13 protein-coding genes and 1 pseudogene are annotated in these 13,872 nt (G+C 57.7%); 13 read left to right on the top strand and 1 reads right to left on the bottom strand.

Annotation, left to right across the window (positions count from 1 at the left end; all coding sequences use genetic code 11):
- Positions 1-437: 437 nt before the first annotated feature.
- A pseudogene (locus tag HMPREF2781_RS12150) lies at positions 438-722 on the bottom strand (transposase); the annotation flags it as partial.
- 973 nt (positions 723-1,695) lie between these two features.
- Between HMPREF2781_RS12150 and HMPREF2781_RS04970 the strand changes: the two are divergent.
- From HMPREF2781_RS04970 to HMPREF2781_RS05025, 13 genes are all read left to right on the top strand, one after another.
- Positions 1,696-2,283, top strand: a complete 588-nt coding sequence (locus HMPREF2781_RS04970) for a hypothetical protein (RefSeq protein WP_070644618.1) — start codon at positions 1,696-1,698, stop codon at positions 2,281-2,283.
- Between the two features lie 139 nt (positions 2,284-2,422).
- Positions 2,423-3,331 (top strand): tetratricopeptide repeat protein, encoded by a 909-nt coding sequence (locus tag HMPREF2781_RS04975; protein WP_070644619.1) that lies wholly within the window; start codon positions 2,423-2,425, stop codon positions 3,329-3,331.
- Complete coding sequence (locus HMPREF2781_RS04980; RefSeq protein WP_070644620.1) at positions 3,331-4,314, top strand: HAD-IIA family hydrolase; 984 nt, start codon at positions 3,331-3,333, stop codon at positions 4,312-4,314. The genes HMPREF2781_RS04975 and HMPREF2781_RS04980 overlap by 1 nt, the downstream gene beginning before the upstream one ends.
- Positions 4,305-4,466 carry a hypothetical protein gene (locus tag HMPREF2781_RS12510; RefSeq protein ID WP_168163676.1) on the top strand — a complete coding sequence of 54 codons (162 nt, stop codon included), beginning with the start codon at positions 4,305-4,307 and terminating at the stop codon, positions 4,464-4,466. The genes HMPREF2781_RS04980 and HMPREF2781_RS12510 overlap by 10 nt, the downstream gene beginning before the upstream one ends.
- A gap of 40 nt (positions 4,467-4,506) precedes the next feature.
- Positions 4,507-5,316, top strand: coding sequence for a TlyA family RNA methyltransferase (locus HMPREF2781_RS04985; RefSeq protein ID WP_070644621.1), 810 nt, complete (start codon positions 4,507-4,509; stop codon positions 5,314-5,316).
- Positions 5,313-6,224 carry an NAD kinase gene (locus HMPREF2781_RS04990; protein ID WP_070524808.1) on the top strand — a complete coding sequence of 304 codons (912 nt, stop codon included), beginning with the start codon at positions 5,313-5,315 and terminating at the stop codon, positions 6,222-6,224. Before HMPREF2781_RS04985 ends, HMPREF2781_RS04990 begins: the two co-directional genes overlap by 4 nt.
- A 38-nt stretch (positions 6,225-6,262) precedes the next feature.
- The gene (recN, locus tag HMPREF2781_RS04995; RefSeq protein WP_070644622.1) at positions 6,263-7,939 is read left to right on the top strand and encodes a DNA repair protein RecN; all 1,677 of its coding nucleotides are present in this window, start codon (positions 6,263-6,265) and stop codon (positions 7,937-7,939) included.
- Positions 7,940-7,965: 26 nt separating this feature from the next.
- Positions 7,966-9,150: a putative cytokinetic ring protein SteA gene (steA, locus tag HMPREF2781_RS05000; protein ID WP_070445078.1), complete on the top strand. Its 1,185-nt coding sequence runs from the start codon at positions 7,966-7,968 to the stop codon at positions 9,148-9,150.
- Positions 9,150-10,109: a copper transporter gene (locus HMPREF2781_RS05005; protein WP_070644623.1), complete on the top strand. Its 960-nt coding sequence runs from the start codon at positions 9,150-9,152 to the stop codon at positions 10,107-10,109. Before steA ends, HMPREF2781_RS05005 begins: the two co-directional genes overlap by 1 nt.
- On the top strand, positions 10,110-10,748 hold the full coding sequence (locus HMPREF2781_RS05010; RefSeq protein ID WP_070644624.1) for an NUDIX domain-containing protein: 639 nt from the start codon (positions 10,110-10,112) through the stop codon (positions 10,746-10,748).
- Between the two features lie 41 nt (positions 10,749-10,789).
- Positions 10,790-11,668, top strand: a complete 879-nt coding sequence (xerD, locus tag HMPREF2781_RS05015; protein ID WP_070445087.1) for a site-specific tyrosine recombinase XerD — start codon at positions 10,790-10,792, stop codon at positions 11,666-11,668.
- Between the two features lie 45 nt (positions 11,669-11,713).
- Complete coding sequence (locus HMPREF2781_RS05020) at positions 11,714-12,829, top strand: hypothetical protein (RefSeq protein WP_070445090.1); 1,116 nt, start codon at positions 11,714-11,716, stop codon at positions 12,827-12,829.
- Between the two features lie 164 nt (positions 12,830-12,993).
- The gene (locus tag HMPREF2781_RS05025) at positions 12,994-13,872 is read left to right on the top strand and encodes a ParA family protein (RefSeq protein ID WP_210386006.1); all 879 of its coding nucleotides are present in this window, start codon (positions 12,994-12,996) and stop codon (positions 13,870-13,872) included.

Here is a 13,872-nt window from a genome sequence, read left to right on the forward strand (position 1 = left end):
GGGAGAGTAAGAAACCGCCGACACCAAACAACAACAACAACTCAATACACCAAGCCCGTCACCCTTTGAGCAACCACTCAACGGTGACGGGCTTCGTCGTTGTTTTCGCACACAGCCTAAAAGTACAGACCCGAAAATGCTAAAAGTACAGACCTGAAAGTACAGACCCCCAAGTAACAGGCCACTGAATACGCAGTAGACGTACTGAGCCGTTCTCCAAGCTGCCCGTAGCTCGACAGCTCCGGAAGAAATGAGGTTTTCTTGAGCAAAATACCGCTTTAAAAAGCGAATTCATGTAATGGGCAAAAGACGTTATGCTCCAATTATTTACCATGTTTCACTCCTCGTATTCGCGCTACTGACAGTCAATGCAGCTTCCGCAGTCCATACCAACTGCATAGTACCTCTGGGTACTTTAGTGCCCAGAGGCTTATCTACATGGCACGTTCGCTACGGGTTCGTCGTTCTAACAGCCAGTCAGACAAGAAGGAACCGTGGCGTAGTTTCGGGATAGCCACATCGACGGTGCTGACCCGTGTATCCAGTAGTCGGTGGCGGTAGCCGTTGCGGTGGTTGACGCGGTTGTCGCTGGTGGTGCCGTAGTCAGCGTTGCCGACAGTATCGTCTTGGGAAGATAGAATTTGCTTGATGAAATCACCGAGCATCTGACGCGTCAGATCGGGTGATGCTTGAGTGAGGAGCTCTTCGAGGTATGCTTTTGGTTGCCAGTTGTGTCGGCACCGGGGGCTTAACTGTGAGAAGCGGGTCGAATAGCGGAGTTCTCCGCTAGGAGGTGTAAAAATTCCTCTGGGTCTTTAACCGTCAAGCGAATGGGTCTTCCGATATTGCGGTGTAGGAGGATATTTGCAGAACCGGCATGGAATGAAATAGTGCCATCCAGGAAGTGAACCCCAAACGTTTGGGATTCGAGTATGGGGCCCGAGGGAAGGATCTCCGCCCCCTTCAGAGATTCCAAACGAACGTTGCTAACTGGAATGCCAAGAACTGAAATCCGAAGGATTTCATCATTCAGCAACACCCCGACATTAAAGAAAATTGCCAGAGACACTAAAAGACCGCATGTGATAAAGGCGGTTTGATCTCTTCTGGTCAAGAAGTAGACACACAATAAGAGTACTGCGAAGATAAGTACGATCCGACTAAAATTATATCCAAATACTCTTGATCGATAACTTGAACCAGTCATGAATATCACTCAACTTCCTTCCAACTATCTTCATGGGTAGTAAGGCGAAAATCACCACTGTGAGCATCGTGAGGGAGAATGAAGCGTCCTGGGTTTAGTTCCGCTTCTTTTACGACCCTGTGTTGATGGGCTGGGTGAGATAGTACTCGGTTTCTACTTCCTGTGGGGTGGCGTAGTCCAAAGCTTCACACCACACCGCAAACAGCCCAGGACCAGCAACTTGGATGAATGCACATCCAGGTCTGCACTTATAGATAGCGGACCTTCATCCGCCCGCGAACTAGAATGATTTCCGTATATGCACTTCGTTCTGAGGGGCCGCTGAGGAGAAGTAGATGAGGTTTTCACAATCATCGAGTCTGTTTACGCATGCTTATAATGCGACCTTCCTGAGGGACTTGAAGGCTGTGCCCTTTAGGCGAAAGAACGATAGTCCTTCTCCCTATGGCCTGTGTCGCGTCTTTGAGGCAGAGGAACCAGTGCCTCAGATGCGTGCTATCCGCGACGGGCTAGTCTTTTTCGGTGCGATGGTCTTGATAGCAGCTTTTATCTTCTTCTTCGGTTTACTGCTGAACAGCATGCAGATTCCAGGATTATTGGCGTTTCTCCTTGGCGGGTTGTTGCTTTACTTCCTTTTTCTTGTAGCTCGGCATATCTTCTTCGCTTTGAGGATCAGCAAGGCTTGGAAGAATGGTTGGATAGATTTCTACCCAGTCCTCCTCGGGAGCCTTTTCCACGAAGAGAAAGGTGCAAAGGCTGGAAAGAAGGGGCATTTTTATGCCACGAAAGCTCTCGTTGTGGCGCCAAACGGCGAATCGCGCATGCTTGACGTGACCGTAGAGGGACTGCGCCCGGACCGACTGATTGAGGAAGGCGCGGTCATGGCGAAGGATCGCCATAGGATTCGTCTTGACGCCATTCATAATAATGGCTGGACATTCTGGGCCGTTGTCCGCGGGAAGCAACTGGAGCATGGAAGCGTGGAACATGGACTATCCGCTTCCCAGGTGACTGCTGGCTTAGACCGCGTGAGGCATTGTTGGTGGCCACTGAACAGGTTGGATTTTCCTCTTTAATTCTCGTGAGTCTTGGACGTCAATCGGTGGTTGTGGGCCGTTTCACTTACTAGCCAGTGTATTGCCGGTTTTGTTTCGCTGACCTGTAGACTGGTTCGGTACATACGGACGCGTCAACCGCAGAAAGTGCATAGCTTTAATGTCTGAATCCAACTCCCGCGACCACCGCCGTGGCCGCGAAGGTTCCTCGGAAGGCAACCGTGGGCACAACCGCTCTGGGGGCCGCAAGTTTGAAAAACGTGGTGGCGCATCGGGGCGTCGTGAAGAGCGCCGCAGTGATCGCCGTGATGAGCGCCGCAATGATCGAAAGCGCCATGGTCGCGATAAGAACAAAGCCTCGCATCCGCAGCGTTCGGGCTACCGTGAGGAGCGTATCAACCGCCGCATGACGGACCCGGACCTGCCTTCTGATATCGATATCACTGATCTCGATCCCTCGGTTTTGCAGGACCTCTCTTCGCTTTCGAAGGAAAACTCCGAAGCAGTGGCTAAGCACCTCATCATGGCGGCGACGTGGCTTGATGACGATCCACAGCTGTCACTTCGCCATGCCCGTGCTGCCAAAGACCGTGCAGGCCGTGTTTCGGTTGCTCGTGAGATGAACGGAATCGCTGCGTACCGCGCCGGCGAGTGGAAGGAAGCACTCGCGGAGCTGCGCGCAGCACGCCGCATTTCCGGTGGCCCTGGTTTGATGGCTGTCATGGCTGATTGCGAGCGCGGACTTGGGCGCCCTGAGAAAGCTGTCGAGCTGTGGCGTAGCGAGGAGGCTAAGGAGCTTAGTCCAGAGGATGCCGTCGAATTGGCCATCGTCGCTGCAGGCGCGCGGTTGGACATGGGCCAGGCAGATTCCGCAGTGGTCACGATTCAGCGTGCGCAACCCACGAAGGATGCCACGGGTGTGTCCGCGTGCCGCCTTTCCTATGCCTATGCCAACGCCTTGCTGGAAGCTGGCCGTAAAGACGAGGCACAGGAATGGTTCCAGCACGCGATCGACATTGATGAAGGAGACTGGACCGACGCCGCAGAGCGTCTGGCCGAGTGTAAATAATGAGTATTCTCAAAACCCACGATTCACTGTTGCTGGATCTTGACGGAACTGTGTGGGAGGGCGGACAAGCCCTTCAGTGCGTGGTTGACGTGATCAATTCTTGCGGCGTCCCTGCTGTTTATGTCACGAATAATGCTTCGCGCAGCCCCCAAACCGTAGCCGATATGCTCGAAGAGATCGGTCTTGAGACCGATGCCAATCGCGTTGTTACCTCAGCGCAAGCGGTAGTCAAGATTGCTCGTGAGGATCTGCCGGCTGGCGCCAAGGTCCTCGTCATCGGTGCGGACTCCTTCCGCTCGCTAGCGCGCGATGCCGGTTTCGTCGTTGTTGATAGTGCTGATGACAAGCCTGCTGCTGTACTGCAGGGCATGCATAAATCAGTGGGGTGGGAACAACTCTCTGAAGGCGCGCTCGCTATTAACCAAGGTGCGAAGTACTATGCCTCAAACCTTGATACGTCACTTCCGACGGAGCGCGGAATGGCGGTGGGTAATGGCTCACTCGTCGCAGCCGTAGTTTCCACGACAGGGGTGGAACCAATTTCGGCTGGTAAACCTGAGCCCGCTATGTTTACGCAGGCAGCCAAGCTGGTGAACTCGTCGAAGCCCCTTGCTGTAGGGGACCGTCTTGACACCGATATCGTTGGCGGCAACAACGCGGCTATGGATACCTTCCACGTGCTTACAGGTGTATCGCGTGAGCTGGCACTCATTGAAGCGAAGCCAGAAGAGCGCCCGAATTTCATCGGTGCCGGATTCCATGAGCTCTCGTTGTCTGAGGCCCAAGCACGTCCGGGAGCCCAGGGCGGGTTCAAGGCACGCTTCGACGGTTATGACATTGTTCTCCAGGGCGGTACTGAGAAATCGACGTCCGTCGAGGCACTTCGTACCGTACTTGAAGTGGCCTGGGCCGGTTCCGAACCGCCGCGCTACATTCAGCCGCGGAGCGAAGCCGCGGAGAGGGTAGTGTCCACATGGCGGTAAAACCCCATGACCCGCGCGCAGTGTTGGCTCCAGAGACCCTCGATGCCTCCATCACCGAGATCCTCACCGAGCCCGTAGAGACTCTTGAGGAAGAGTTAGCCCAGCTGGACCGCGCACATACCGTGTTGCGCGATGCGCTCCAAGATAATTAGCGCGAATCGCCGAGGAATCTAGGGGAAAGAGGATCTAATCATGCCACCGCAACGTCGCCGTCTCGACGCAGAGTTGGTACGCCGCAAGATTGCGCGCTCACGAGAACAAGCCGTTGAGATGATCAAGGCTGGTCGGGTGACGGTTGGGGGCTTCAAGGCTACGAAACCCGCGACAGTGGTCGAGCCAGAGGTGTCTATCAAGGTCGAGGCCAGCGAGGGTGATGATTGGGCGTCGCGAGGCGCGCACAAACTCCTCGGTGCGCTCGCGGCTTTCGACGTTGACCTCAAAGGCAAGCGTGTCTTGGACGCGGGCGCGTCCACCGGCGGTTTTACTGATGTCTGTTTGCGTCGCGGTGCCGCAGAAGTGCTTTCTGTTGACGTGGGCTATGGACAGCTATTGTGGCGTTTGCAAAATGATGAGCGCGTTATTGTGCTTGACCGCACCAATATTCGCAACCTGACTCTGGAACAGACGGATGGGCCTTGCGACGCGATGGTGGGGGATCTTTCCTTTATCTCCCTGAAGCTGGTACTTCCGGCAATCGTTAAATGTATGGCGGACGGCGCGTGGCTTTTGCCTATGGTCAAGCCGCAGTTTGAAGTGGGCAAGGACCGGATTGGGGCCGGCGGAGTTGTGCGCTCGCCTGAGCTTCGCGCAGAAGTTACCAAGGATGTGGCCGTCTTTGCTCAAGAGCTCGGATTGAGCGTCAAAGGCGCGGCGGCATCCCCGCTACCCGGACCAAGCGGCAATGTCGAATACTTCCTGTGGTTGGTCAAGGATGGCTTGTCCACCCCAGAAGATAAGCTGGATGTACTGATCGACACGGCAATCAAGGAAGGACCCCAGTGAGCAGGACTAGCGCCGCGGAGGGCACCACTCGCCGCGAAATTCTTCTTGTCCCGCACGCTAGCCGCGAGGATAACCTCGCTGCCACGCACCGTGCAGCAGAGCTGCTGCAGGAGGCTGGCATCAAGGTACGCGTCTGCGGAGCGGACACCGTTCTCCCTGGGCTGCAGCACGTGAGGCATACGCCGGCGGCAGCCGAAGGCTGTGAGCTAGTCCTCGTGCTCGGTGGTGATGGCACGTTCTTGCGCGCTGCTGACATGGCACGTGCAGTGGACGTCCCCGTCCTAGGCATCAATCTGGGGCACGTGGGCTTCCTCGCAGAGTGGGAAGCGGAGTCTTTGGATCGAGCGTTGGTGCGCGTCATCGAGCAATCCTATGACGTCGAAGACCGCCTGACCATTGACGTTGCAGTGTTTGATGCCGAGGGAAAGCTGCGGGAGCGTAGCTGGGCGCTCAATGAGGCCTCGATTGAGAACCTCAACCGCTCAGGGGTCCTCGATGCCATCCTCGAAGTGGATGGGCGCCCAGTTTCAGCTTTTGGGTGCGATGGTGTTCTTATCTCCACTCCGACGGGCTCCACAGCCTATGCCTTCTCAGCTGGCGGGCCGGTATTGTGGCCCTCCCTCGATGCCATCCTTGTGGTTCCTAACAATGCGCATGCGCTGTTCACCAAACCACTCGTGGTCTCTCCGGATTCGCAGGTGGCGGTGGAATCAGCCTCGGCTACGACTCCGGCCGTGGTAATCCTCGATGGTTTCCGCGAGATTTCTATGCCGCCGGGTTCGCGAGTGGAAATCGTGCGTGGTGAAAGGCCCGTGCGCTGGGTTCGGCTGGACCAGCAGCCCTTCACCGACCGCCTCGTGTCCAAGCTCCGCCTGCCCGTGGAAGGTTGGCGCGGGCCCCGGCATTAACTGCCCTAACGCGTATTCAGGAAGGAAGATACCGCACTGTGCTCGTAGATATCAGCATCTCTGACCTCGGCGTTATCGAAAGCTCCGCTGCGGAGCTCTCGCAGGGGCTAACCGTGCTTACCGGTGAAACTGGCGCCGGTAAGACCATGGTCGTGACCGGCTTGCGCCTGCTAGCTGGCGGTCGCGCTGATGCATCACGCGTGCGCGATGGGGCCTCAAAGGCGGCCGTGGAAGGTCATTTTTCCTCGGATTCACCGGCTGTGGCGGCTTTGGTCGAGGACGCAGGAGGAGAGCCGGATGAAAACGGTGAGTATATCGCCTCCCGCACGGTGTCTGCGGCAGGGCGCTCACGTGCCTATTTGGGCGGGCGTTCGGTGCCGGCGGCGACGTTGGGGGAATTCGCTTCCCACCTCATCACTGTGCATGGGCAAAATGACCAGTTGCGCTTGCTGTCGGCTGATCAACAGCTGGCCGCCATCGATCGCTTCGAGCCTTCCATCGAGAAGATCCGTACTGCGTATACCGAGGCTTTTAGGCAGTGGCGCGCATTGGCCAAGGACTACCAGCACCGGATGGAGTCCCGCCGTGAGATGGCCCAAGAGGTGGACCGCTTGCAGTTCGCCATTAAGGAGATTTCTGATCTCGAACCGGAGCCCGGTGAGGATGCTGAGCTCGTAGCTCTGATTAAGCGTTTGCAAGACGTCGATGCTTTGCGCGAAGGCGCCGCCACTGCTCTGAGCGCCTTGGACGGCGGTGAAGGTTTTGGTGATGAGGACACTGCTGTCAACCTTGTCGGTGCAGCTGAATCGGCACTAACTGGGGCGAGCGATGCCGAGCTGACCAGGCTAGGAGAGCGGTTGAGTGAAGTCACCACACAGCTGACCGATATCGCTGCTGAGCTCACCACGTATTTGAGCGATCTGCCCGCGGATCCCAACCTCCTCGAGGAATCTCTGCAACGCCAGCAAGAGCTCAAGCTCCTCACGCGCAAGTATGCCGCTGACATCGATGGAGTTCTGGCCTGGCGGGACGCCGCTGAAGCCAAACTTGCGACCTTGGATACCTCCACCGAGGCCCTCGAGGCCTTGAAGAAGGAAGTAATGGAGGCCGAAAAGACGATGGTGGCCAAGGCAGAAGCACTCACTGCTGCCCGTACCAAGGCAGCGAAGAAACTCGGTGCTCAGGTCTCCGAAGAGATTCACGGCTTGGCCATGCCAAACTCCACCTTGACGGCCGCCGTGAAGAAGACCAAATATTCCAAAAGTGGCGCGGATGAGGTTGAGTTCCAGCTCAACGGCAAACCGCTAGCTTCCGCGGCCTCGGGAGGTGAGCTCTCCCGCGTCATGCTGGCTATGGAGGTTGTTCTGGCCAGTGACGACGGCACCACGCTGGTCTTCGATGAGGTGGATGCCGGTGTCGGAGGGCGCGCGGCGGTGGAGATCGGACGTCGCCTAGCACGGCTTTCGACTACCAACCAGGTCATCTGCGTTACCCACCTGCCCCAGGTAGCTGCCTATGCAGATTCGCACCTGCATGTGTCTAAGGAGAAGTTCACGTCAGGCGTGGCGGATTTGACCGCCGAGGAGCGCGTCGAGGAGCTCGCTCGTATGCTGGCTGGTCTCGATGACACCGAGACCGGTCGCGCGCACGCTCAGGAGCTTTTTGATAGAGCTCAAGCAGAAGTTGAGACTTTCCGCGCGCCTTCCACACATTGAGCCCTTAACAGGGGAAACTGTCAGGCATGAGTCTGTTTTCCCGTAACACCGATCTGCCTGGAGAACACGGCGCGCTGCGTGATTGCACCCCGGGTGGCAAAGGCATGAAGAAGTTTAGCGCTGGTGACTTCGCCGTCATCAACGCTGCCAATATTTCCCGCCAAGAGGCCCAGACCCTCGTGGACATGAAGCCGGCCGCCGTTATCAATGTCGCCGAGTTTTCCACTGGTTCTATCCCGAACTATGGCCCGCATATGCTTCTCGACGCCGACGTCACCCTCGTTGAGGGCGTCGGTCAAGACTTCGTGAGCAACTTCAAGGATGGAAAGAAGGCACGACTCACTGAGGACGGCGCGATTTATTCTGGTGATACCCAGCTGTCCTCCGGAACGGTAGTTACTCGTGACCGTGCGGAGAAGAATTTCGCTTCTGCCCAACAGGAACTCATCGACCACATGGAGGCATATTTCGGCAACTCCATCGAGTTCATTCACTCCGAGGGGCCCCTGCTCATTGACGGCCTGGGCGTACCCGATGCGGGTTCCGACATGGCTGGCCGTAAAGTACTCGTGGTTTCGCCCTCCGAGGAACACCGTAAGAAGCTGACACTTCTGCGCAATTTCATCCGCGAGTATGAACCCATCATCATTGGCGTGGATTCTGCAGCCGATACGTTGGTAGAGCTGGGCTACCAGCCCCACTTCATCGTGGGAAACCCCTCCGAGGTGAGCTCGGAAACCTTGCGCAGCGGCGCCCAGGTCATTCTTCCCGCTGAGCCAGACGGGACTGCTGAAGGGCTTGAGCGCATTCAGGATCTGGGGATCGGCGCGATGACTTTCCCGGCAGCTACGGACTCAGCCACCGACCTTGCCCTTCTGTTAGCGGACTACCACGAAGCCCAGATGATCGTGCAGGTCGGGGGAGCCCTCGATCTCGATGACATCTTCGCCAATGAGCCGAATGCTACGCCGGCGGCCTTGCTGTGCCACATGAAGGCAGGAACGCGCCTGGTGGATGCGGACGCTGTTATTAACCTCTATACTGCGCCGAATTCCGGCGCTATGGGGTGGCTGTGGGCGCTGCTCGGCATTCTCGTGGCGCTCGCCGTGGTTATTCTGATCGTCGGCTTGGGGGGCGACGAATCCTTCCTCCAGAACTTGATCGATACCTGGAATAACTTCGCATTGAGCGTGCAGGGGTGGTTCAAGTGATGATGTCGCCTAAATCCTTGGTCGTTGCCGGGCTCGGTTTCGGCGCAGCACTAGGCATCGCGCTCGGCACACTGGTGATCGCCCCCAACATGGATTCCGCCCCGGGCCCCGGAGGTGAATCCACTGATGAGGTGCGGGAAAAGTACAGCGAGCTGGTGATGGACAATAATATTGCAGAGGCCCAGTTGGACTCTGCGGATTCCGTCATGGGCGAACTCGGCCGTTTCGTAGTCGATGGAACCCTAGTCCAGCGCCCAGTCATGGTGCTGAGCATGCCCGATGCTGATGATGCCGATGTTAAGGCCGTGAAGGATCTGCTGGGCTCGGCGGATTCCACCGATGCCGGAAGCATCAAGCTGACCGATAAATTCCTTGCCCAAGATTCGGCAGACAAGCTCCTGTCCCTCGTCACCTCTACCTTGCCGGCCGGCGCGAAGCTCGACAAAAAGAAAGTCGACGCCGGTACTCATTCCGGCCAAGCTCTCGCCGCGGGCCTGCTGATGGATGCTAAAACAACCCAGCCTCTTGCCAGCGTTGAGGACCGGGCCACCTTGCTTCGTGCCTTGCGCGATGCCGGCTATATCGACTACAAAGACGGGACTATTCTTCCAGCCCAAGCAGTCGTTGTCGTGGGCGGCGGCTTGGTCCCAGGGGATGATGAGGACAGCCCTGCCAAGAAGTACGCTATCGATACCACCGTCAAATTCCTCGAAGGTTTTGATTCCGTAGACACCGCTATGGTCTATGCCGGTCGAGTGCAGTCTGCCGGCGATGATGGAGTATTGGATAAGCTGCGTGCCGCCAAGACAGGAATCAGCACTGTGGATTCTATTGATCACCCAGTGTCCCAGATGGCGACAGTCCTGGCGGTGAAGGAACAGCTGGATGGCGGTAAGGGCGTCTACGGTTCTGCGGCGAATGCTGAAGGCGCAGCTCCGGCACTGCCGAAGGACCTCTAGATGTCCCACGATTTTCGCACGGTAGGTAGCGAGATGCTTGTCGACGCTCCCATCATCGCCGTACGTCGCGATGACGTCATCATGCCAGGGGAGGTCGTAGCGCAACGCGAGATTGTAGAGCACCTCGGCGCTGTCGCCGTTGTGGCCTTGGATGAGAACAACCGGGTCGCCATGGTGCAGCAGTACCGCCATAGCGTCGCCAAGCGCCTGTGGGAGCTACCAGCCGGATTGCTCGACGTCAAGGATGAAGATGAGCTCAGCGGCGCGCAACGCGAACTCCAGGAGGAGGCCGGGTTAGCCGCCGAGGAATGGGCAGTGTTGACCGATCTGGTGACCTCCCCGGGCTTCTGTGAGGAAGCCGTGCGCGTCTTCTTAGCGCGTGGCCTGTCCCCCGTGGAGAAGCTCGCAGCCGAAGGCGATGAAGAAGCCGACATGGATTTCGCCTGGGTGCCCCTCGCAGAGGCCGTCGAGCGAATCCTCGCGGGGGAGATCGTGAACTCGATTGCGGTGGCGGGAATTCTCGCAGCTTATGCCTGCGTGCAAGAGGGACGCACAGCGCGCTCGGTCGAAGCGCCCTTCGAGCTGCGCCCGCAATTCCTAGCGCAACGGCGCCCCGGACCGGATCTGAAGAAGCTGTGACGCAGTCAAGCCCCGCCGCAGCTGCTGGACAAGCGTGGTTGATGCACCTCATGGTGGAAAAAGGTGCCTCAAAGAATACGGTGAGCAACTACCGCCGAGATATCAATCGCTACGTTGATTGGCTCGCGGAATCCGGCATCACGGATCTGCGCCGGGTGACCCGCGCGCACGTGGAAAACTACCTCGTTTTTCTCCGAGAATCTTTGGCGCAGTCCTCTGCTAGCCGCGCACTGATTGTGGCGCGCGGCTTGCACAAGTTTGCGCTAGCGGAGGGGATGATTGAGGCGAATGTGGCTGCGGAAGTGACCCCGCCCAAGCGGGCGCAAGCGTTGCCAGAGACACTCAGCGTGCACGACGTCGAGGCTCTCCTCAACGCGATCCCCACCAATGAATCCGCAACACCCATTGATATTCGGGATCGCGCCCTTTTGGAAATGCTGTATGGAACGGGCGCCCGTATTTCCGAAGTGATTTCGCTGAGTGTGGATGATGTGACGGGTGAGGGACCGACGTCGGTGCGCGATATTCTCCTGCTGAGCGGTAAGGGCGATAAGCAGCGCCTGGTTCCGCTGGGCTCGCATGCGGTGAAAGCGGTAGAGAACTACCTGGTGCGTGCCCGACCGGTTTTGGCAACGGGGGCCTCCCACGCCTTATTCCTCAACACTCGGGGAAGGGCTTTGTCACGGCAAAGCGCCTGGGCCGCGATCAAGACCGCAGCGCAGCGCGCACACTTGAGCACTAAAATTTCTCCGCACACTTTGCGGCATTCCTTTGCTACCCACCTGCTAGAAGGCGGGGCGGATGTACGTACCGTGCAGGAGCTCTTGGGACATTCTTCCGTGACGACAACACAGATTTACACGCACGTGACCGCGGATTCGCTCCGCGAAGTATGGCGCACTGCGCACCCACGTGCCTAAAGGCACCTAGAATCATCACGACGTCTACCAATGAAAAGGATTCTTATGGCTTCAACCGCATCTTTCTCCCGAGCTTATCGCGGGATGGCTCTGGCCTTCGCGATCACCGTAGCCCCGCTGTCCGGTATCGTCGCCGGCCCCGTGAGCGGGAAGGGTGGAATAACTGGGATTGGGTCGGCGGTTGCGCACGCGCAAGATGCCACCATCCCGGTGCCGGCTGGTCAGACGACAACCGTCTCCTTGCCTGTGCCTGTCGATGTCAACGTGGCCTCCGATGGATGGAATGTGAGCGCTTCTGGTGGTACGGCAACGGTGACCGCGCCGGCAGCTGGAGGACAAATCAGTGTTCCGGTTACCTACCAGGGCGTGACCATGACTATCGTGCTCGTGGCAGATGCTGAGGTAACTGCCGAGGAACTCAATGACGCGGCTGAAAGTGGTGATCCGGACAGCCTCGGAGGGGGACAGCAGAACCCAGGTGGTGAGGATAGTCTTGGGGATAACGGAGAACCACAGGGTGTCACAGGCGGAGATGAAAAAGAAGGCGGAAATGATCCTGCCACCGGCGGCTCGGCACCTGCCACGGATGGCGGTGGAAAAGGCCAAGCGCGTCCTCCGCGCACTGGCCGCGGCTGGGAGGGTGTCGATGATTCCCACGCGGCTTATGTCAACCTGGAATCCACGATCGACGGACAGACAATTACCGCCAAGCTTGGCTTCAAGCAGGCTCTAGATCTGTACAACCGCTTCAAGCATCTCGAGGATGACGGGGTCACGCTGCGCTACCTCAATGCGGAGGGCGAGTTTGTGGAAGGCGTGAAGCGCGAGATTGATAAAGGCTCGCGCACAATGACGTTGACCTATCCAGAAGGTACGGAGCCTGACAATCCTTTCATCATGCAGTTCTTTAATAAGGACACTCAGTCCGCGGAGCTGGTAGTGACGCTTACGGATCCGACTCGTGAGAACGCTGGTGAGGTACCGCCGGAGCAGCAGCTCGATTCTGATGGCGCTAACGAGTCTGACAGCGAGGATCAGAATAGCTCGAAAGTGGGAGCTGGCGCTCTCGCAGCGGGCATTGTGGGCATCGGGATCATCGCTCTCATCGTCGGGTTTATCGTGAAGAGGCGCCGTTCGACATCGAAGGAAGAGCTTTCTTAATCTAGGCTGCAGGGTTTATTCTGTGGTTTGTGCTAGCTATAATCGCGGCGCGGGCACCCAAGGGGTACCCTATAATCACAAGGATGTAAGAATGTAGCGCCGGTCGGGGCTGCAGTGTCGAAGCGGAAAGGCCGCAGAGAGGCCGTAAGGTCAAGGAAGCAGGTGTGACTGTGAGCGACGAGGGACTGTTTGAGGCCTCAGAAGCACAGGTCGGGTTGACCGGCCGCCCACTGCGGGAGCTTCCGGAACCAAAGCCGTTGGAAAAGCATGGTCCCGCGACGATTATCTCCATGTGCAACCAGAAGGGTGGCGTGGGAAAGACCACGTCCACCATTAACATGGGCGCATGTTTGGCGGAGCTCGGGCGTAAAGTCCTCCTCGTTGACTTGGATCCTCAGGGTGCTCTTTCGGCTGGTCTAGGCCTGACTCACGACCAGATCCAGGACACCATCTATGACGTCATGCTTGACAGCGAGGTCTCGGTGCACTCGGCGATTGTGCATACCGGTGTGGCTGGGCTCGACCTTGTTCCAGCCAACATCGACTTGTCCGCCGCGGAGATCCAGATGGTCAACGAGGTAGGCCGCGAGCACACTCTGGCCCGCGCGCTGCGCCCTGTGCGCAAGGACTATGACTTCATCATCATTGACTGTCAGCCCTCCCTGGGCCTGCTGACCGTCAACGCCTTGGCCTGTTCGCAGGGCGTCATCATTCCTATGGAATGTGAGTTCTTCTCCCTGCGTGGTCTCGCCTTGTTGACCGATACTGTGGAGAAGGTGGCTGACCGAATCAATTTTGACCTCGAGATCATGGGTATTCTGGTCACCATGTTTGATCGCCGCACCCGTCACGCCCGGGAGGTCATGGACCGAGTAGTGGAGTATTTCGGGGACAAGGTCTTCGACACGGTGATTACCCGCACTGTGCGTTTCCCTGAAACATCTGTCGCCGGCGAGCCCATTACTACGTGGGCCCCGAGTTCCCAGGCGGCCAAGCAGTACCGCGACCTAGCTAAAGAGGTCATTGAGCGGGCTAACGGCTAG

Source organism: Corynebacterium sp. HMSC062A03 (assembly GCF_001811145.1).
In the GTDB taxonomy this organism is placed as follows: Bacteria; Actinomycetota; Actinomycetes; order Mycobacteriales; family Mycobacteriaceae; genus Corynebacterium; species Corynebacterium aurimucosum.

Excerpts from the sequence above, each read along its gene's own strand:
- HMPREF2781_RS04970 (WP_070644618.1), top strand. The coding sequence starts at position 1,696 with ATGCGTGCTATCCGCGACGGGCTAGTCTTTTTCGGTGCGATGGTCTTG.
- HMPREF2781_RS04975 (WP_070644619.1), top strand. The coding sequence starts at position 2,423 with ATGTCTGAATCCAACTCCCGCGACCACCGCCGTGGCCGCGAAGGTTCC.
- HMPREF2781_RS04980 (WP_070644620.1), top strand. The coding sequence starts at position 3,331 with ATGAGTATTCTCAAAACCCACGATTCACTGTTGCTGGATCTTGACGGA.
- HMPREF2781_RS12510 (WP_168163676.1), top strand. The coding sequence starts at position 4,305 with ATGGCGGTAAAACCCCATGACCCGCGCGCAGTGTTGGCTCCAGAGACC.
- HMPREF2781_RS04985 (WP_070644621.1), top strand. The coding sequence starts at position 4,507 with ATGCCACCGCAACGTCGCCGTCTCGACGCAGAGTTGGTACGCCGCAAG.
- steA (WP_070445078.1), top strand. The coding sequence starts at position 7,966 with ATGAGTCTGTTTTCCCGTAACACCGATCTGCCTGGAGAACACGGCGCG.
- HMPREF2781_RS05005 (WP_070644623.1), top strand. The coding sequence starts at position 9,150 with ATGATGTCGCCTAAATCCTTGGTCGTTGCCGGGCTCGGTTTCGGCGCA.
- HMPREF2781_RS05010 (WP_070644624.1), top strand. The coding sequence starts at position 10,110 with ATGTCCCACGATTTTCGCACGGTAGGTAGCGAGATGCTTGTCGACGCT.
- xerD (WP_070445087.1), top strand. The coding sequence starts at position 10,790 with ATGCACCTCATGGTGGAAAAAGGTGCCTCAAAGAATACGGTGAGCAAC.
- HMPREF2781_RS05020 (WP_070445090.1), top strand. The coding sequence starts at position 11,714 with ATGGCTTCAACCGCATCTTTCTCCCGAGCTTATCGCGGGATGGCTCTG.